Raw genomic sequence first — 18,626 nt, forward strand, 5'->3', positions numbered from 1 at the left:
ACAGAAGTTATGCGACTGTTAAATTAGATTTAACTGTTCATGAATAAAATAAAAAATAAATAGCTCAGGATTATTAAAAATATTTTCTTTGAGTTTTGTGAAACTGGAAATATTAATTTAATTTTATATAAAATTTGATTATTGCTCTTGGCTTAATATATTTAAGTTTAGTTTAACTCTATTAAACAAATCATTTTAATTTAAAAAATTCAATTAATTTATCCTAATAAATGAATTTTAAAAAACAATATTATATTTTTAATTTAGACTAATGTTGAATTTTTATACCACTATAAAATATGTGAATATTGCATAAATTACTTTAGTGAATGACTTCTGGTTAAACTGAATTTACAGATTATAAAACCGAAGAGCGCTAGTTAAAGTGCAATGAAACAATCGATTCACAGGGGGGGTAATGTCAGCTAAAGCAGTAAATGTGAATGATATTATTGATCACGCAAAATTTAAGCCATTTCATTTTAATGTTGTCGCTTGGTGCTTACTGATCATTCTATTTGATGGTTATGATTTGGCGATTAATGGCGTAGTTTTACCATTATTGATGGATGAATGGGGCTTAAGCGCTGTACAAGCAGGGATGTTGGCAAGTACTGCATTGGCAGGGATGATGTTTGGTGCGATGACCTTTGGCTCGTTGGCTGATAAAATTGGTCGTAAAAAAGTCATCATGATTTGTATTGTGCTGTTTAGCGGTTTAACTTTTGCAGGCGGTTTTGCTTCAAACCCGACTGAATTTGCGATTTTACGTTTTCTTGCAGGTTTAGGGATTGGTGGGGTGATGCCAAACCTAGTTGCGCTTACATCTGAATATGCACCAAAAACCATGCGTAGCACACTGGTGACCACGATGTTCAGTGGTTATGCTGTGGGTGGTGTTATGGCGGCATTATTAGGCGCTGCCTTTACGCCGACTTTTGGCTGGCAGATTATGTTCTTCATTGCAGGGATCCCTTTATTTTTATTACCTGTAATTTGGAAATTCTTACCTGAATCTTTAATGTTTATTGTCAAAGAAAATAAGCAAGAACAGGCACGTCCGATTGTTGTACGTTTGGCGCCTGAATTAAGCATTACTCCAGAGACCACCTTTGCTTTACATCAGACCAATGAACCTGAAGCGGCGAATGTGGTGAGTTTGTTTAAACGTGGTCGTGCCATGAATACTTTGCTGTTCTGGCTGGCTTTCTTTACCTGCTTACTCACCATGTATGCTTTAAGCAGTTGGTTGCCAAAGCTGATGATGGCGGCAGGTTATTCCATGAATAACAGCTTAATGTTCATGATGACCATGAATGTCGGCGCTGTGGTTGGTATTATTGGCGGTGGTGTGCTGGCAGATCGTTTCCATCTAAAACCAGTCTTAATGTGTTTAGGCATTATGGGGGCGATTGTGATGAGCTTGATGGGCTTCCAATCGAATCAGTTCTTGCTTTATATCTTAGTCTTTATGGCGGGTGCAGCATCAATTGGTTCGCAAATGCTGTTGTATAGCTATGTGGCGCAATATTATCCGTTAGCTGTCCGTTCTACTGGAATTGGTTGGTCATCTGCGATTGGTCGTATGGGGGCAATTGTTGGTCCTATTCTCATTGGTGCATTGCTTGGTATGAATTTGCCTGCACATTTCAACTTTATTGCGGTGGGCTTACCCGTACTCATTACTGCAATTGCTGTCGCGTTAATTATGGATGAAAGTGACCTCGAAAAGATCAAAAACAATGCTTCTGTTACGGCTAAAGCTTAAGTTGTTCTCAATCTAATTGAGTCAAAGCAAGAATCCAAATACCCAAATCAATCGATTTGGGTATTTTTTTGGCAAATTTGCGAATGAAAGTTATGCAGAATATGATTGTTATTGCTGAAAATATGATCTAATTTAAAATCAACGAAGAATAACAATATGTATACCTATCTAGAAAAAGAATAGGAGGATTTACACTTGGAAATTCAATCCGCTGAATCTGCTTTTCGTGCCGTTTGGGTTGCTCCTTCGATTATTTTAAGTTTGGGCATCACACGGCTTTGTTCAGATATGATTTTATGGGTGCGATCCTACCGTCACTTTTCTTTAGACTGGATTCCGCTTACATGGTCAGCCTGTATTTTTATTTGGCAAATTCAATATCTCTGGGCAATTATTGAACTACCAAGTTTGATCCGAACATGGACCTTACCTGAGTTTTTGGCATTGCTTTTATTGTCCTTAACCATTTTTTTTGCGAGTGCACTGGTTGTGCCTCAGCAGGAAAAGGATATTCAAGGGATTCATGAAGAGCGCACCATTTGGCGAGGGCGTGGTGCCTTAATTGCCGTGTCAACTTGGGGGCTGGTTGCGGTATTAGTCGATGTTTGGATGTTTAAAGAACCATTATTCGCGTTGGGCACAATTTTAATGTTTGGCGTGGGTGTGATGCCGTTACTGTTTTTGCTGACGAAGAACCGCTGGAAACGTGGTGTAATTACTTTAGTAAATTTTGTACTGACGCTTTGTGCTGCTTGGATTCAATCACCGAAATCTTATTAAAAATCTAGTGAGCTTATATTTGTAAGGTCGAGGAACTTTGTCTCATTCAAAGTGCTACTTTTCAACTTTAAATATTAGACTTTTCAAATCTAGCCTAAATTGCAGATTTGCTCTGGCGAAGTCCTAGCAATGGCATTAGTACTTTGCTTGAAGTGTAAACAAAAATATCAAAAAGCACCGCAGAAGAGAGTCGCGCATCATGCTCGCGAATAAAAGGGGAAAATATAGCACGCTTTGCTTGAAAAGCTAGAGACGGTCTACTCTTGATGCTTGCCTACAAGCGTTCTATATTGAGTGAAAATTAAACAAATAAAGGTGGTGTCAGTATCCAGTAACTTTTCCTCTCGTACTTTTTTAATTAGCACACGAACTTTGATTTTCATTCAATTTCAGGAGATTTTATCTATTCAAAATTAAAGCGACACGCAACTCAGGCGTGGAAAGGAGATAAAGAGGATACCCTCATGGGAACAACCTTAACCCTCAATTCACGATTGCTTTCCATCATCGGACAGCGTATTCCAGCAATCTATGATGTCGTCATCCCAAAAAATTGTCCTCCTGCTCATCCATGGAAAATTAATCGATATTATTCAACAAAGGCAAACCATCAATCACTTTCAGGACAAGCATTAGGCATCGTTAAGGTGGCAGAATTTATACGACTAACATCAGTTGATTCAATGAAAGAGACCAAAAGGATGAGATTTGAACCAAAGCCATCAATTGCTCAATAAAGGAGATCAAGTCTTAAAGAAAATATACTGAATTATCCATATCTGGATTTAAAGAGAAACAGGAAAAAATTAATTCACGTAGAGTTAACAGTTTTGCAAACGAGTACCAGAACAAGATAAGAAACGCTGTTGGACAGGGTTTCTTATCTTCAAAATAATCAAAAGAATTATATTTAGCGGGTTGTAGCATATTTCAGCAGTTTGTGCAGCATCGCTTGCAAGCCACGTACTTCAAATTCATTCGCCTCAAAAATTTCATCTTTATTGCGTTTAAAAATATCACGAATTTCAAGCACGGCATTTGGATCAATCATGCCCAAGCTTGAGGTCACTTGGCGGATTTGGCTGATGGAGCGAGAACCATTGGTTGCACCATAGCCGATAAAAGCCGCGGGTTTGTCTTGCCATTCTTTGCCCACATAATCCAAGGCATTTTTCAATGCGGGACTATAGCCATGATTGTATTCAGGGCTAATAAAAATAAAACCCTCAGCTAAGGCAATTTTATCAGCCCATTGCTGTTGTTTTGGCTGATCATAAATGCCTGTTGCAGGCGGATGTGATCCCGCAAAGAGCGATAAATCCCATTGTTTGAGATCGACTAACTCAATTTTCAGGTCATTCAATTCAAGGCTGGGAATACACGCATTGACCCAGTTCGCGACTTTAATGGCGGTTCGACCTTCACGAACACTGCCCACAATAATGTAAATCAGCATGATCTTTCCGATATTTTATTCTTGTTGTTAAATTAACCAGCGCGTGCAGGTTTTCCCAGTGTAACTTTGTGAATAATACGGAAAAATTGCTCGATCTATATCTTGAACAATATAAAAACGTGAATAATTAAGTAATTGCATACCTTTATGGCATATCTATATATGCAATCGGTTTTGGACAATAAAGCAGCTTTGCCGCATTGTGGTGGTCTAATTTGGGACGACTTCACAGGTTGGAGGTGAAGCATGAGTACACAGAACTTAAATATCAACACGGTGGTTGATGAAGCCAAATTTACACCCTTTCACTGGAGTGTTTTGATTTGGTGCTTGCTGATTATTATTTTTGATGGCTACGATTTGGTGATTTATGGCGTTGCCTTACCCTTGCTGATGCAGGAGTGGGGGCTCAGTGCCGTACAGGCAGGTTTACTTGCCAGTACGGCATTATTTGGGATGATGTTTGGTGCCATGAGTTTTGGTACTTTGTCCGATAAATTGGGGCGGAAGAAAACCATTATGATCTGTGTGGCGATCTTCAGTGGTTTTACCTTTTTAGGTGCTTTTGCTTCATCGCCTGTCGAGTTTGGCATTTTGAGATTTCTGGCGGGATTGGGCATTGGTGGAGTGATGCCGAACGTGGTTGCCTTGATGACCGAGTATGCCCCGAAACGCATTCGCAGTACTTTGGTGGCGGTGATGTTTAGTGGCTATGCCATTGGTGGTATGACTTCGGCTTTACTGGGGGCATGGCTAGTCGCAGATTATGGCTGGAAAATCATGTTCATTCTTGCGGGTATTCCGTTTGTCGCTTTGCCGATTTTGTGGAAATTCTTACCTGAATCTTTAATGTTCTTAACCAAAAAAGGTGACACTGCACAAGTGGCGAAGATTGTTCAGAAAATTAGCCCTGAACAAAACATCAATGCGGCAACACAGTTTGTGCTGAATGATGTGATTGCAGGGGATGAAGCGCCCTTACGTGCCTTGTTCCAGCAAGGGCGTACCTTCAGTACCCTGATGTTTTGGGTGGCTTTCTTCATGTGCCTGTTGATGGTGTATGCACTGGGCAGCTGGTTACCAAAACTGATGATTCAGGCAGGCTATTCATTGGGTGCCAGCATGTTATTCCTGTTCGCCTTGAACATTGGGGGCATGGTCGGTGCGATTGGTGGCGGAGCTTTGGCAGACCGTTTCCATCTTAAACCTGTACTCAGCATCATGTTTACTGTGGGTGCTTTAGCCTTGATTTTACTCGGCTTTAAAAGTCCACAGGCAATCCTGTATAGCCTGATTGCGATTGCAGGTGCAGCCACCATTGGTTCACAAATTCTACTCTACACCTTTGTTGCACAATTTTATCCTGCTGCCGTGCGTTCAACGGGCATGGGTTGGGCATCAGGGATTGGACGGATTGGTGCGATTGTGGGTCCAATCTTGACAGGTGCATTGCTGACCTTACAGTTGCCGCATCAAATGAATTTTCTGGTGATTGCGATTCCAGGTGCGATTGCAGCATTGGCAGTATTTATGGTGAATTTAAAAGCATCCGTCGATGGCGCTGCTCAAGAACAGGCGCCATTACAGACATCTAAACGTTCAGCGGTAAGTTAAGCCCTCTGTTCTGAAATTATGAATTCAATGACCACCTGCTTGATGCTACGGCAATCGAAAAGGTGGTTTTTCTATGTGAGCAAGTTTATGAGTTAGGTCAGTATGTTAAAGATGCAGGGTTTTGATTTTAGAATAAACATTAATTTTTAGATGCTTGTTTTTGTATATATTTTAATCAAGCAAGATGAATTAAATTCATGGTAAAATGATCGGCTTTCATCTTTGATCTATTTTTTGGATCTTCCATCTGCCAGCCGAGAATTGCTAGCCATGTCTACTGCTTATACCATGCAGACTGCGCCAAAAGCGTTGTTTGATTACGACAAATATTGGGCGTCATGTTTTGAACCCGCACCATTTTTGCCGATGTCACGCGAGGAAATGGATCAACTCGGTTGGGATAGTTGCGACTTTATTTTGGTGTGTGGTGATGCTTATATCGACCATCCATCATTCTGTTCAGGCATTATTGGTCGTACTTTAGAAGCGCAAGGTTTCCGTGTCGGCATTATTGCACAACCCGATTGGACCAATGCAGAAGCATTCCGTGTTTTGGGCAAACCGAACATCGCTTGGGGCGTGACCGCAGGCAATATGGACTCGATGATTAACCGTTACACGGCTGATCGTAAAATTCGTTCTGATGATGCCTATTCGCCCGACAATGTTCCGAACAAGCGTCCAGACCGCGCCGCAACAGTGTATTGCCAACGTGTACGTGAAGCTTTCCCAGATGTGCCTGTATTATTGGGCGGGATTGAAGGTTCCTTACGTCGTATTGCGCATTATGACTACTGGTCGGATAAAGTTCGTCGTTCGATTTTGATGGATTCGAAAGCGGATTTATTGATGTATGGCAATGGTGAACGCTCGATTATTGAGGTGATGCACCGTTTAGCCAAAGGTGAAAAAATCCACGAAATTACTGATGTTCGTGGTACTGCATTTATTATTAATAAACACAATCGTGCTTCTAAAGCACAGTTTGTGGAAATCGCCTCGAATGATGTCGATACTGTGGGTCGTGTAGACCCGATCATCAATCCATATGTAATGACAGATGATATTGATGGTTGTGAAGTTGAAAAAGACAAAGGTAATTCATTAGCGCAATATCAAGATTTTCAAAAAGAAATTGTTGCCAATCCAATTGTACGCGAAGGCGATCAACTGGATGACGATACGCAAATCGTTCAGCTCAGAGCTGCGCCATCGAAAGCGATTAAGCATAAACTTCCACCACGTGAGTTAGCGGTGATTCGTCTGCCATCTTTTGAACAAGTTGCAGATGATCAGGTGCTTTATGCCCATGCCAACCGTATTTTGCATTTGGAAACCAATCCCGGTAATGCCCGTGCTTTGGTTCAGCGTCATGGGGAACGTGATGTTTGGATCAATCCACCGCCAATTCCGTTAACCACGGAAGAAATGGACTATGTGTTTGATTTACCTTATGCACGTTTACCGCATCCCGCTTATGGCAGTGCGCGTTTCCCTGCATTTGATATGATCAAATTCTCAGTCAACATTATGCGTGGCTGTTTTGGTGGTTGTACTTTCTGTTCCATTACCGAACACGAAGGGCGAATTATTCAGAACCGTTCTGAAGAATCAATTCTGCGTGAAATTGAAAAGATTCGTGATACTGCGCCACAATTTACCGGCATTATTTCGGACTTGGGTGGTCCAACCGCCAACATGTACCGTTTGCACTGTAAAGATCCTGAAATTGAAAAGAACTGTCGTAAGCCTTCCTGTGTTTATCCGGGCGTATGTCAGAACTTGCATACTGATCATGCGCCTTTGGTGCAGTTGTACCGTAAAGCACGTGAAATTAAAGGTGTAAAGAAGATTCTGATTGGTTCAGGTCTGCGTTACGACTTGGCTGTATTGAATCCAGAATACGTGAAAGAGCTGGTGCAGCATCACGTCGGTGGTTATCTCAAAATTGCCCCTGAGCATACCGAAAAAGGTCCATTGTCCAAGATGATGAAACCAGGGATCGGGACCTATGACCGTTTCAAACAAATGTTTGATCGTTTCAGTAAAGAAGCGGGTAAAGAACAGTATTTGATTCCTTACTTTATCGCAGCGCATCCGGGTACCACCGATTACGACATGATGAACCTTGCGGTGTGGTTGAAGAAGAATGGTTTCCGTGCCGATCAGGTTCAGACCTTCTATCCATCTCCAATGGCAACGGCAACCACTATGTACCATACGGGTAAAAACCCATTGGCGAAAGTGGCACGCTATACCGAAGAAGTCGATATTGTGAAAGGTGAAAAACGTCGTCGTTTACATAAAGCCTTCTTGCGTTACCATGATCCAAACAACTGGCCTTTACTCCGTGAGGCTTTGAAGGATATGGGGCGTGCGGATCTTATTGGTAATTCGAAGCAGCATTTGATTCCGACCTACCAGCCACAAGGCACGGAAGGGGAATATAAATCTGCACGTAAGAAGAATTCGACTGTTGCAGGTGATTCGCAAAAACGTACCGCGGGTACGCGTAACTCGAATAGCCAAGGTCAAAATAACCGTCCGAAAAAGGGACAGGTCTTGACCCAACATACGGGTTTACCGCCACGCGAAACAGGTGAGAAACGTCCATTTAATACCAATGCGGCGAAGAAAAGAAAAAATCCGAAAGCGCGAGCTTAATAGAATGGAAAAAGACGCTTCGGCGTCTTTTTTTATGCTTCTATTCGTCGGAATTGTTTGACACCAGACCTAAGATGAATTGCATCTTGCTTCAAGATTAGGCTAAAGTGATTTTATTCAGTTTGCGTGTGTAAAAAACATACGGATTCGTTGACTCGCGTCAAGTCACGTGTGGTCAGTTTTTATAATAATTTTCGTCAAGATGAATGTAGTTTTTTTAACTTGAACGCTTGAATAAAAATAGAGGCGCTATAATCGATTTTCGGCAAAAAAAATCGGGATAAAGCCGCAGGATTATAAGAATAGATTTAAGGAATAAATTTATGAGTATGTATTTGTTGATTGGACTCCTATTAATTTTTAGTTTGATGGTGTTTAAAAGTTTTAATAGCCAATCAAAACAACAAGATAGCGTGCTAAAACGTCGTGCTGTATTCAATTTGAATGAACAGCTGGCTTTTACCCGCTTAAAAGAAACCTTGCCGACGCATACCATATTGGCGCATGTTTCCTATGATGCCTTGATGACGACCAAATATAGTCGTACCCGCAATAAGTATCGTAATTTATTGGCTGATTTTGTGGTGATGGATGCATCACATCAAATTGTGGCGATTATTGGCTTAGATGATCCGAACGTACTCAAACGCTTTCAGCAAGCCCATTATAAGGATGCGTTGCTCTCGATGGCAGGCTATCGTGTGATTCGTTATGATGAAGTGCCGAGTTATCAGCAAATTCGTCGCGACTTTTTCGGTGAGTTGCGTAAGGAATGGCAGGAACCTGATGCCCAAGAATTGGATACATCATTGAAAAAATATAATTTTTATCACAACCACGAAAAGCGCAAACTGAAAGTATGGGGATAAGATCAGCTTGAACGATGGTTCAAGCTGAGGGTAAGCAGATTATTCTGGGCGAACCGCTACGACGGTCATTTCAACCAACACTTCTGGTTTATACATCTTCGCTTCGACACAGGTACGTGGTAAAGCTTGCATATCTGCACACCATGCATCCCAAACTTCATTCATGCCTGCATAATCATTTTCAATATCTTTTAAAAAAATCATGACGGATAGAATATGGCGTTTGTCTGTGCCAGCATCGGCAAGGAAACGATCAATAATGTCTAAAGTTTGTTGGGTTTGTCCTTTAATATCGAGACTGGTGTCTGCAGCCAATTGTCCTGCAAGATGAACCAAGTTACCTGAAATGGCAATTTCAGAAAAACGCTTTTCGACATGTAAACGTTGAACCGTCATGTGATTTCCATGATGTTAAGAGAACACTCAGTTTACGTGATCCGCGATGAACTGCAAATGCTGTTTTGTAGATAGCATACAGTCTAAGACAGAAGCATTGAGCGCGATGCATGTCTGAGAAAAAGTCTTAAGTATTTGAATGGGAACAGAAAGAAGAAATGAGCTGGTCTTGTAGTTTTATGATAAGAAGACAATTGATTGAAACCATGCGACTTGTTCAGAATTGCCCTGTAATACTCGGATTGGATCGTCGCGTTCATCACAGGACAACATGCTAAAAGTAAAGGTGATTTTTAGCATTTCAGCGTTTACATGGATAATGTCTCGCGTGAACTAGGGTAACCTAAAAATAAAAAAAGTGTAGGGCTAATTGTTGTATTTTTATTCTTTTGTCTAAAAAAGAAACAAAATATCGTCATGCCTACCACAGGCTGAGTTGTGGTTGCTCATCGTCAGTACTTAATTGATAGACCCCCACACCAATCAGTCGGAATTGATAGGTATCTGGAATATGCATTTCATTGAGCAGTAATTCCAGCACTTGGGTAAGTTCCGCAAGGCTACGGAGCGGATTTTTAAAACTTTTACTATGTTGCAGCACTTGAAAGTTCTTTAATTTCAGTTTGACCGTGACACCGCGTGCCCGCAGTTGCTTCCGATTTAAACTCTCCCAGACTTGCACTGTTAACTTGGACCAGTAAGGCTGACATTGCTGCAAGGTAAAATCATCATCAAAGGTGGTTTCTTTGGAAATTTGTTGACGCTCACGTTCCACCTGTACAGGGCGATCATCAATGCCTTGCGCATACAAAAACAGTTGGTGCCCATATTTACCGAAGTGATGAATCAGGGTGCTTTCTTCGATTTTTTGTAAATCACCTAGTGTTTCCAGTTGAAGCTGTTTTAATTTTTCTTGAGTGACTTTGCCAACCCCCGGAATTTTCTTCAGCGGCAAATGCTGAATAAAGCTTTGTACTTGGCTGGGTTTAATGACACACAGCCCATCAGGTTTATTCCAGTCTGAGGCAACTTTTGCCAGAAATTTATTTGGTGCCACACCTGCGGAGGCGGTCAGTCCTGTGGTTTGAACAATCTCGGCACGAATACGCTGTGCAACTTCGGTCGCGCTGGGTAAAGCAAACAAATTTTCCGTGACATCCAGATAGGCTTCATCTAAAGACAGTGGTTCAATCAGTGGGGTATAGCGCTGAAAAATTTGATGAATTTGTTCGGAGACTTCACGATATTTATTAAAATTGGGCTCAATCACCACCACCTGCGGGCACAGCTTTTTGGCCTGACTCATGGACATGGCGGAGCGAAGACCAAACTGACGGGCAGGATAAGAGGCGGCTGCAATTACTGCACGTGGATGATGCGAGGAAATTACCACAGGCAGATGCTTGAGTTCGGGGCGATCACGCAATTCGACCGATGCAAAAAAAGCATCCATATCAATATGTATGATTTTTCTCATAACACTCAAATTAATCTCCCTGAATTGGAGAGTATGGCATGCTCAGGCAGTGCTGTGTAGACACACATTTCTATTGCGCGACAACCTCTGACGGTTCTGTTTTAAGGTGAGGTTGGTGTCAGAGGCTGAATGCCGTTTTTTTGCAAAAAGATGCTCCAGTCATAGACCGAGCCATGAAACACATTCATATCGACAGGTTTTGTGATCCCTTGAATTGTGCCTTGATTGGTATGTTGCCAAAAGGTCCATTTTGGATTGCCTTTCAGCTCAGGTTGTCCTTGATATTCACGTACCCAAAGCGGGGTTTGTTTAAATTCGCCTGCCAGCACAATGTTGTAAAACGTTTTGGAAATATAGAATATCGGTTGTTTTCCATAGTGCTGTTGCAACTGGTCATGCATGACCTGAATCTCGGATAACAGCTGCTCTTTGGTATAGGTATTAATACAGTGGCTGTCATATTCCAGATCGATCACAGGCGGGAGGGCATCAGGTTTATTGGGTACGGTTTCAATAAAATTCTGTGCCTGAATTTGACCATCGCGGCAGAGACGATAAAAATGATATGCCCCAACCAGAAAACCTTGTTCACGGGCTTGCAGCCAATTGTCCTGAAACTTTCGATCTTTAAAATCGCCACCTTCTGTGGCTTTTAGATAGATAAACTGGAATTTTTTACGGGGAATCTGCTTCCAGTTAATTTCGCCTTGATGATGTGAGACATCGAAACCCTGCACAGGAAATTCCTGCGCAGAAGCAGGATTCTGATGAAAAATAGAGAGATAAAGGACCACGGCAAGTGCAAATGTACCCAACCCAATGCAGGAAGCCAGCAAAGACTTGGATTTTTTTGTGCGCGTTGCTTTACTCATGTGTTATTTCATCTAATGTCGTGCCGCTATGATAACGCGATCACAAAACCGACTCCACGTGCATTTTGCAAAAGTCTTAGAGGGTACTGTTTTTCGGAATCTGCCAGAACACTGCCGCTGTAATGATATTAATCGCACCCAAATAAATCAGGGTCAGATGAAACGCTGTCGTGACCTGTTCTACACCATAATGTGCGGTAAACAGATTGACCAGTGTTCCTGCCAGTGCTACGCCAATACTCATAGACAGCATCATGATCATGGACAGGAAACTGTTACCACTGCTGGCATTTTGCTGAGACAAATCTTTCAAGGTAAAGGTGTTCATGGCGACAAACTGAGTCGAATTAAGAATGCCGAAAATAAAGAAATGCAGTGTGCGCAGCCATAAAGGTGTATCGGCGGTGGTTAAGGCAAAACTGGCAATACAACTGCCAACCAGCAAGGTATTGATGATCAGGACACGACGATAGCCCAGTTTCTGAATGACAGGGCGAACTAGAGGTTTAGATGCCAAGGAACCCAGTACCGCAGGAATCATCAATAAACCTGTGACAAAAGGTTCAAAATGAAATGCAACCTGTAACATTAACGGCAGGAGAAAAGGTAAGGCATTGCCGCCGAGTCGTGCAAAGAAGTTACCGAGAATGCCAATAGCATAGATTTTATTTTGAAATAGGCGACTGCGAAATAGTGCATTTTCATGGGTGTGGGCATGGTAGGCATAGATGGCGGTACTGAGTAATCCCAGTCCGACCAAAGCCAGTCCTTGCCAATGACCATGCTTGGGGCTGGCAAAACTTTCGATGCCCAAGGACAGTCCGACCATTGCCACCACGAGCCAGAGGAAACCACTCAAGTCAAAAGTTTTGACACTCGGTTCTGTCGCATTGGGGAGTGCTTTTAAGGTGACTAAAATTCCCAAAATCCCCATGGGTAGATTAATCAGAAAAATCCAGTGCCATGTCGCGACTTCGACCAACCAGCCGCCCAGCGTGGGTCCAATTAAAGGACCAATCAAACCCGCCAAGCTCATTAAGCTCATGGCAGACAGGAATTGATCGCGTGGAATCAATTTCAGCATGGCCAGACGACCAACAGGCAAGAGCAAGGCTCCACCAATGCCCTGAATAATCCGGAAAAATAATAGTTGATTCAGACTTTGTGAAAGCCCACAGCCGAGTGAGGCGAGGGTAAAAATTACAATCGCAGCAAAGTAGGTATTCCGAACGCCAAAACGATCTGCCAGCCAACCACTAAGCGGGATACATGCCGCCACAGCCAAGACATAAGCCACCACCACACTGTGCATATTCAAAGGGTCTTCCTGTAAATGTGCTGCCATGGCAGGGATCGCCGTATTGACAATGGTGGTATCCAGCGCTTGCATAAAAAAGCCGATTGAAACCAGTAACACCAAGAGTCGGTATTCAGGTTGTAAGGCTCGATGCGGCGTGGTTTGGCTCATAGACAGGAAGTGTGAATAATCAATGAAATGGAGAAGCTCATCATAGCAAAACTGCGGTCTGAATAGGTCAAAAAAATGCCATCAAATTACTGTTGTAAAATAGAAACAGGTGCTTTTCTGATGACCACATAGAAATCAATCAGAGTGAAATGAATTAATAGAAAGTATCTTAATTTATTGAAATTTAATGATAAATAAATAATACATCTTAGCTCTTATCATACTGGTCACGACAGTGTCATGAAAATGAAATAAAAATGTCATAATTTATGAGCCTTCCCCATAAGGGGTCCTTTTGACTGACAAAGGTTTAGGTTTTATGACAATCGAGATTTTGATGATTGTAGGCTTCTGTTTAGCAGCTTACTCAATTGTCGGAAATGATGTGCCACAAACTTTGGGGACCTTTATCTCCTCCAATGCACACCGCCCTTGGTGGGTTCTTTGGCTATATACCAGCAGTATTCTGATTGTTGTCTTACTTTATGGTTGGTATGCCTCAGGAATTGGTGATGCATCTTATGGACGTTTGGAAACCATTCCTTTCCCAGAAACAGGCATTACTTGGCTGTATATTGTTCCACCGATTTTATTAATTATATTGACCAAATATGGGATTCCAGTCAGTACCACCTTTTTAGTGCTTACCATCTTCTCACCAAGTAGCTTAAGCTCCATGCTGACCAAATCCATGATGGGCTATGCAGTTGCCTTTGTGGTGGCAATCTTGGTGTACCGCTATGTGATGAAAGGGATTACGATTTACCTAAGTAAAACCCGTCACAAAGAACCTTCCCATATTTGGGTCGGTTTACAGTGGGTCTCGACTGCCTTCTTATGGAGTCAGTGGCTGATTCAAGATTTGGCCAATATTTTTGTCTATGTCCCGCGTCAAGTGCCGTTTGAATTCCTGATTTTTGGCATTCTGGTGTTTGTGGTGTTGCTTGGCTGGATTTTCTACCGCCGTGGTGGTGCCATTCAAAACATTATTGATACCAAAACGGGCGTTGCGGATATTCGCTCAGCCACCATCATCGACTTTATGTATGCATTGATTTTGTTGGTGTTCAAAGAGTGGAGCAACATTCCAATGAGTACCACTTGGGTCTTCCTTGGTTTGCTGGCAGGTCGTGAGTTCGCCATGTCAATGCATTTGGCAGAAGTGAATAAATACCGTACTTCGCGCAATGTGAGTAAGGATGCCATGAAGCTGATGTTCGGCTTAGCCGTCAGTGTCTTGTTGGCAACAGGCTTGCCTTGGTTGTATCAACAGATTTCAGGTTAATTTGACCTGAAACATAAAAAAGCGAGTCATTCAGGCTCGCTTTTTTATGTTTAAAAGAAAAGTTAAATCACAAAGCGTTCTGGTGCTTGTAGATTTTTTAGCGCAATTAGAATTTGATCGGCATGGTTACAGACAATCAGTTTGGCACGATGCTGAGCAGGTAAAAAGCCTTCTTGTACCGCATGATCCAGTTGTGCAATCAGGGCATCATAAAAGCCATTCACGTTATACAGCATCATGGGTTTTTGGTGTTGATTGAGCTGGCCCCATGTCGCCACCTCTAAAATTTCTTCAAAAGTCCCTAAGCCGCCTGGTAGGGCAACAAAAGCACTGGCACGCTCTGCCATCATGGCCTTACGTTCATGCATGGTTTTGACGATGTGTAATTCGGTCAGTTGATGGTGGGCAATTTCATAGTCCAGCATAAATTCGGGAATTACCCCTACAGCTTGACCACCATGTGCAATCACGCTGTCTGCGACTTGCCCCATTAAGCCAATACTGGCACCACCATAGACCAGACCGAAACCTTGTTCTGCAATTGCGGTTGCCAGCGCAATGGCTTTTTCTTGATAAATTGGACGATTTCCAGAACGTGAACCACAGTAGAGCGCAATGAGGGGTTGAGTTGTTTTAATGGTTACTTTTTCATGTACAGTCATTTTTAATACGCTATTCATCATTCTCTGTTTAACCTTATCACTTTCTTGTTGGCTGCTCTAGCTTATGCAAGAAATATGACAAGGCGATGTTGCTTGTAGTGCGTTGGGTCGCTTTAATGTGGTGACTCAGTGAAGCAGACCCATCAGGCACTGAAAAAAAGATGAATTTAGCGTTGATCTTGCCTATACTGAGATTCTGTTTTACAACAAATGAATCATCATGAGTCGTGGTTGTTGTCACTTAGGACGAACACACATTTTTGCCATAATAAAAGAGAAGATGATGCAGAGCCCATCTGCGCTTAAACCTCAGCTTATTTATCCTGAAGACATCTTGAAGGAGAACATTCAATGATTTTTGAGTGGATGTCTGATCCTTCTGCATGGGTGGGGTTGGCCACTTTGGTCGTGCTTGAAATTGTATTGGGGATTGATAACCTCGTTTTTATTGCAATTTTGGCAGAAAAACTCCCTCCTGAACAACGCAATACCGCACGTATTCTCGGTCTGCTGTTGGCACTCGGCATGCGTTTGATCTTATTGGCATCAATTGCATGGGTAGTGACCCTGACCAGTCCGTTATTCCATATTCTTGAACATCCATTCTCTGGTCGCGACTTAATCTTGTTGCTGGGCGGGGTATTTTTACTGTTTAAAGGCACCATGGAATTGCGTGAACGGATTGAAGGCAAACCTGCACTGAAAGAAGAAAATCCTGTGCATGCCACCTTCTGGATGGTGATTGTTCAGATTGTCATTTTAGATGCCGTGTTCTCTTTAGACAGCGTGATCACTGCAGTCGGCATGGTGAAGCATCTCTCCGTGATGATGATTGCGGTTATTATTGCCGTTGGAATTATGTTGTGGGCTTCCAAACCGCTCATGGATTTCGTCAATAAACATCCGACCGTGGTAATTCTGTGTCTGTGTTTCTTGATGATGATCGGTTTCTCTTTGGTGGTGGAAGGCTTTGGCTACCATATTCCGAAGGGTTACTTATATGCTGCGATTGGTTTCTCGGTCTTGATCGAATTCCTGAACCAAACCGTGAAGAAAAATCAGGAAAAAATGGTCACCACCACCGATTTACGCTACCGCACAGCCTCCGCTGTATTACGTATGTTGGGTGGTAAATCCAGTGATGCGCCTGAACAAAACGAAGATGTATTGGCGACGCGTGCCTTTGCCGATGAAGTCTTTAATCAGGAAAACGGGGTCTATCACAGTGTCATGGTGCAGGGCGTTTTAGGATTGGCAGAGCGTCCGGTCAAATCGGTGATGACACCGCGTCCTGAATTGGAATGGTTGGATTTAGACGAAGACGAAGCTTCAATTAAAGAACAGCTGTTGAGCATGACTCATTCACGCTTGATTGTGGCGCATGGTGAGCTAGACAATATTGCAGGGGTGGTACTCACGCATAAAGTCATGAATGAATACATCGAAACAGGCGTGCTGAATTTCGAGAAACATTTACGTGACCCTGTGATTGTGCATGAAAATGCACAGGTGCTGATGGTGATGGAACAGTTACGTCAGGCGCCGTTACAGTTGGCGATTGTGCTGAATGAATATGGTTCGATTGAAGGTATTGCCACACCAATTGATGTACTCGAAGCCATCGCAGGCGAATTCCCAGATGAAGATGAACTGGAAACTGCGGCGGAAAGTCTGGAAGATGGAACGCTCATGTTGGAAGGTTCGACTGATATTCGTCATGTGTCTTTATTATTGGGTAAAGACTTGGTGGATGAGTCGGAACAGTACTCGACTTTATCGGGCTATCTCCTGTTCCATTTAGGGCGCTTACCAGAAAATGGCTCCAGTATCGAAGCCGATGGCTTTATTTTTGAAGTGGTGACCATGGATGGACATAAAATTGAGAAAGTCCATGTCATTCCGCAACATGACGCTGGACAAGGCGACTAATTCTGAGCAGTGTCTCACGCGAACTTCAGTTAAACTAGCCCGATCATGCGGGCTATTTTATTGGGAAAATATATGTCAGAAGAACAATGCCCTTGTGGTTTAGGCATTTATGCTGAATGTTGCCAGCCTTTGCACTTAGGACAACGGGTGGCTGCAACTGCGGAACAGTTAATGCGTTCGCGCTATAGTGCTTTTGCCAAACATCAGATTGATTATATTGTGCAGACCACGGCACTGGGACAGCAGCCAGCCTTGGATGTTCCAGCGATTCGAGCGTGGAGTGAATCCAACCAATGGCTTGGACTCGAAGTGGTGCAGGCACAGGAAAAGCTGGACAAAACCCATGCACAGGTAGAATTCAAAGCCCGCTATCATGATGGTCAGCAGGCGCACACCCATCATGAGGTTTCACATTTTGTGAAGCATGCCCAGCACTGGTATTTTCTCGATCCGACCACGGATCAAGTGCTGACCATGAAACAACCCTGCGTTTGTGGTTCGGGGAAAAAATTTAAGCAATGTTGCGCACAATTTTTATAACGTTCAGTTCAGATATGGCTTAGAATAGCCCGCATCTTAACCCTTCAATGGAAGCGCAGGGCGATGTTACTGACCATAATTTATATTATTGCGATTACGGCTGAGGCCATGACTGGGGCACTGTCTGCGGGTCGACGTAGTATGGATTGGTTTGGGGTGATTCTGATTGCCTGTGTGACGGCTTTGGGTGGTGGCTCGGTGCGTGATGTATTGCTGGGACATTATCCTTTGACTTGGGTCAAGCATCCTGAATATTTGGTCTTGACCTGTTGTGCTGCCTTATTCACTATTCTGATTGCCAAATGGATGCGCCATTTACACAATATCTTCTTGGTGCTGGATGCCTTGGGCTTAATTGGTTTTACCATTATTGGCTGTCAAATTGCCTTGTCGATGGGACATGGATTCGTGGTTTCTGCGGTGGCAGGGATTATGACTGGGGTTTCGGGCGGTATCCTGCGCGATATTTTGTGTAACGATGTACCTCTAGTGTTCCGCCGTGAGCTCTATGCTAGTATTTCTTTTGTCGCGGTGATTTGTTATTGGGTCTGTCAGGAAATTGGACTGTCCTTAGAATTAACTGTGATTTCAACCCTAATTTTTGGGTTCACTTTACGTCTGATTGCGATTTATTTCGGTCTGGAAATGCCGAAGTTTATCTATAAAGATGATGATGCGGATTCGGCCTCTTCAACCGATTCGCACTGAACGATTTAATCTATATAAAGTAATAAAACTGACCAGCCCAAACCTGTTTTGGGCTTTTTGCTGTGTATAAAACGAAATTTCATTCCCCATACTTACGCAGAATTTATTAAAATAAGCGGATCTGCTATTTTTCTTTTC

The 18,626-nt window shown here is 42.7% G+C and carries 16 protein-coding genes; 10 read left to right on the plus strand and 6 right to left on the minus strand.

The genetic code is table 11. The features are described from left to right. Window positions 1-418 precede the first annotated feature (418 nt). From GWK51_RS06270 to GWK51_RS06280, 3 genes are all read left to right on the plus strand, one after another. The gene (locus GWK51_RS06270) at window positions 419-1,768 is read left to right on the plus strand and encodes an aromatic acid/H+ symport family MFS transporter (RefSeq protein WP_161933082.1); all 1,350 of its coding nucleotides are present in this window, start codon (window positions 419-421) and stop codon (window positions 1,766-1,768) included. A gap of 195 nt (window positions 1,769-1,963) precedes the next feature. Then, on the plus strand, window positions 1,964-2,548 hold the full coding sequence (locus GWK51_RS06275; RefSeq protein ID WP_161933083.1) for a hypothetical protein: 585 nt from the start codon (window positions 1,964-1,966) through the stop codon (window positions 2,546-2,548). 464 nt (window positions 2,549-3,012) lie between these two features. Continuing rightward, window positions 3,013-3,285 carry a hypothetical protein gene (locus GWK51_RS06280; protein ID WP_161933084.1) on the plus strand — a complete coding sequence of 91 codons (273 nt, stop codon included), beginning with the start codon at window positions 3,013-3,015 and terminating at the stop codon, window positions 3,283-3,285. A gap of 173 nt (window positions 3,286-3,458) precedes the next feature. On the opposite strand, the gene GWK51_RS06285 is transcribed toward GWK51_RS06280, so the two are convergent. After that, window positions 3,459-4,004: an NADPH-dependent FMN reductase gene (locus tag GWK51_RS06285; RefSeq protein WP_161933085.1), complete on the minus strand. Its 546-nt coding sequence runs from the start codon at window positions 4,002-4,004 to the stop codon at window positions 3,459-3,461. 246 nt (window positions 4,005-4,250) lie between these two features. On the opposite strand from GWK51_RS06285, the gene GWK51_RS06290 reads away from it, so the two are divergent. From GWK51_RS06290 to GWK51_RS06300, 3 genes are all read left to right on the plus strand, one after another. Continuing rightward, entirely contained in the window at window positions 4,251-5,618 is a 1,368-nt protein-coding gene (locus tag GWK51_RS06290; protein ID WP_161933086.1) for an aromatic acid/H+ symport family MFS transporter, read from the plus strand. Window positions 5,619-5,888: 270 nt separating this feature from the next. Then, complete coding sequence (locus tag GWK51_RS06295; RefSeq protein WP_161933087.1) at window positions 5,889-8,282, plus strand: YgiQ family radical SAM protein; 2,394 nt, start codon at window positions 5,889-5,891, stop codon at window positions 8,280-8,282. 323 nt (window positions 8,283-8,605) lie between these two features. Then, window positions 8,606-9,151 carry a DUF2726 domain-containing protein gene (locus GWK51_RS06300; RefSeq protein ID WP_100242610.1) on the plus strand — a complete coding sequence of 182 codons (546 nt, stop codon included), beginning with the start codon at window positions 8,606-8,608 and terminating at the stop codon, window positions 9,149-9,151. Between the two features lie 39 nt (window positions 9,152-9,190). Here the strand turns inward: GWK51_RS06300 and GWK51_RS06305 are convergent, their stop codons facing one another. The 4 genes from GWK51_RS06305 to mdtD all read right to left on the minus strand — a co-directional run bounded on the left by GWK51_RS06305 (window position 9,191) and on the right by mdtD (window position 13,364). Then, entirely contained in the window at window positions 9,191-9,547 is a 357-nt protein-coding gene (locus tag GWK51_RS06305; RefSeq protein WP_142769739.1) for a RidA family protein, read from the minus strand. A 421-nt stretch (window positions 9,548-9,968) separates the two neighbouring features. Then, window positions 9,969-11,024, minus strand: a complete 1,056-nt coding sequence (dinB, locus tag GWK51_RS06310) for a DNA polymerase IV (RefSeq protein WP_161933088.1) — start codon at window positions 11,022-11,024, stop codon at window positions 9,969-9,971. 101 nt (window positions 11,025-11,125) lie between these two features. Further along, the gene (locus GWK51_RS06315) at window positions 11,126-11,896 is read right to left on the minus strand and encodes a glycoside hydrolase family 25 protein (RefSeq protein WP_161933089.1); all 771 of its coding nucleotides are present in this window, start codon (window positions 11,894-11,896) and stop codon (window positions 11,126-11,128) included. A gap of 76 nt (window positions 11,897-11,972) precedes the next feature. After that, window positions 11,973-13,364 carry a multidrug transporter subunit MdtD gene (gene mdtD, locus GWK51_RS06320; protein ID WP_161933090.1) on the minus strand — a complete coding sequence of 464 codons (1,392 nt, stop codon included), beginning with the start codon at window positions 13,362-13,364 and terminating at the stop codon, window positions 11,973-11,975. 319 nt (window positions 13,365-13,683) lie between these two features. On the opposite strand from mdtD, the gene GWK51_RS06325 reads away from it, so the two are divergent. Further along, window positions 13,684-14,649: a hypothetical protein gene (locus tag GWK51_RS06325; protein WP_100242623.1), complete on the plus strand. Its 966-nt coding sequence runs from the start codon at window positions 13,684-13,686 to the stop codon at window positions 14,647-14,649. Window positions 14,650-14,711: 62 nt separating this feature from the next. Here GWK51_RS06325 and GWK51_RS06330 read toward each other — a convergent pair whose 3' ends face one another. Further along, window positions 14,712-15,329 carry an LOG family protein gene (locus GWK51_RS06330; RefSeq protein WP_142770095.1) on the minus strand — a complete coding sequence of 206 codons (618 nt, stop codon included), beginning with the start codon at window positions 15,327-15,329 and terminating at the stop codon, window positions 14,712-14,714. 333 nt (window positions 15,330-15,662) lie between these two features. Between GWK51_RS06330 and GWK51_RS06335 the strand changes: the two genes are divergently transcribed. From GWK51_RS06335 to GWK51_RS06345, 3 genes are all read left to right on the plus strand, one after another. Next, the gene (locus tag GWK51_RS06335; RefSeq protein ID WP_142769734.1) at window positions 15,663-17,240 is read left to right on the plus strand and encodes a TerC family protein; all 1,578 of its coding nucleotides are present in this window, start codon (window positions 15,663-15,665) and stop codon (window positions 17,238-17,240) included. Between the two features lie 72 nt (window positions 17,241-17,312). Next, window positions 17,313-17,780: a YchJ family protein gene (locus tag GWK51_RS06340; protein WP_161933091.1), complete on the plus strand. Its 468-nt coding sequence runs from the start codon at window positions 17,313-17,315 to the stop codon at window positions 17,778-17,780. A 63-nt stretch (window positions 17,781-17,843) separates the two neighbouring features. Then, window positions 17,844-18,488, plus strand: coding sequence for a trimeric intracellular cation channel family protein (locus tag GWK51_RS06345; RefSeq protein WP_100242603.1), 645 nt, complete (start codon window positions 17,844-17,846; stop codon window positions 18,486-18,488). Window positions 18,489-18,626 lie beyond the last annotated feature (138 nt).

It is taken from the genome of Acinetobacter kanungonis (assembly GCF_009939195.1).
GTDB classification, from domain to species: Bacteria; Pseudomonadota; Gammaproteobacteria; order Pseudomonadales; family Moraxellaceae; genus Acinetobacter; species Acinetobacter kanungonis.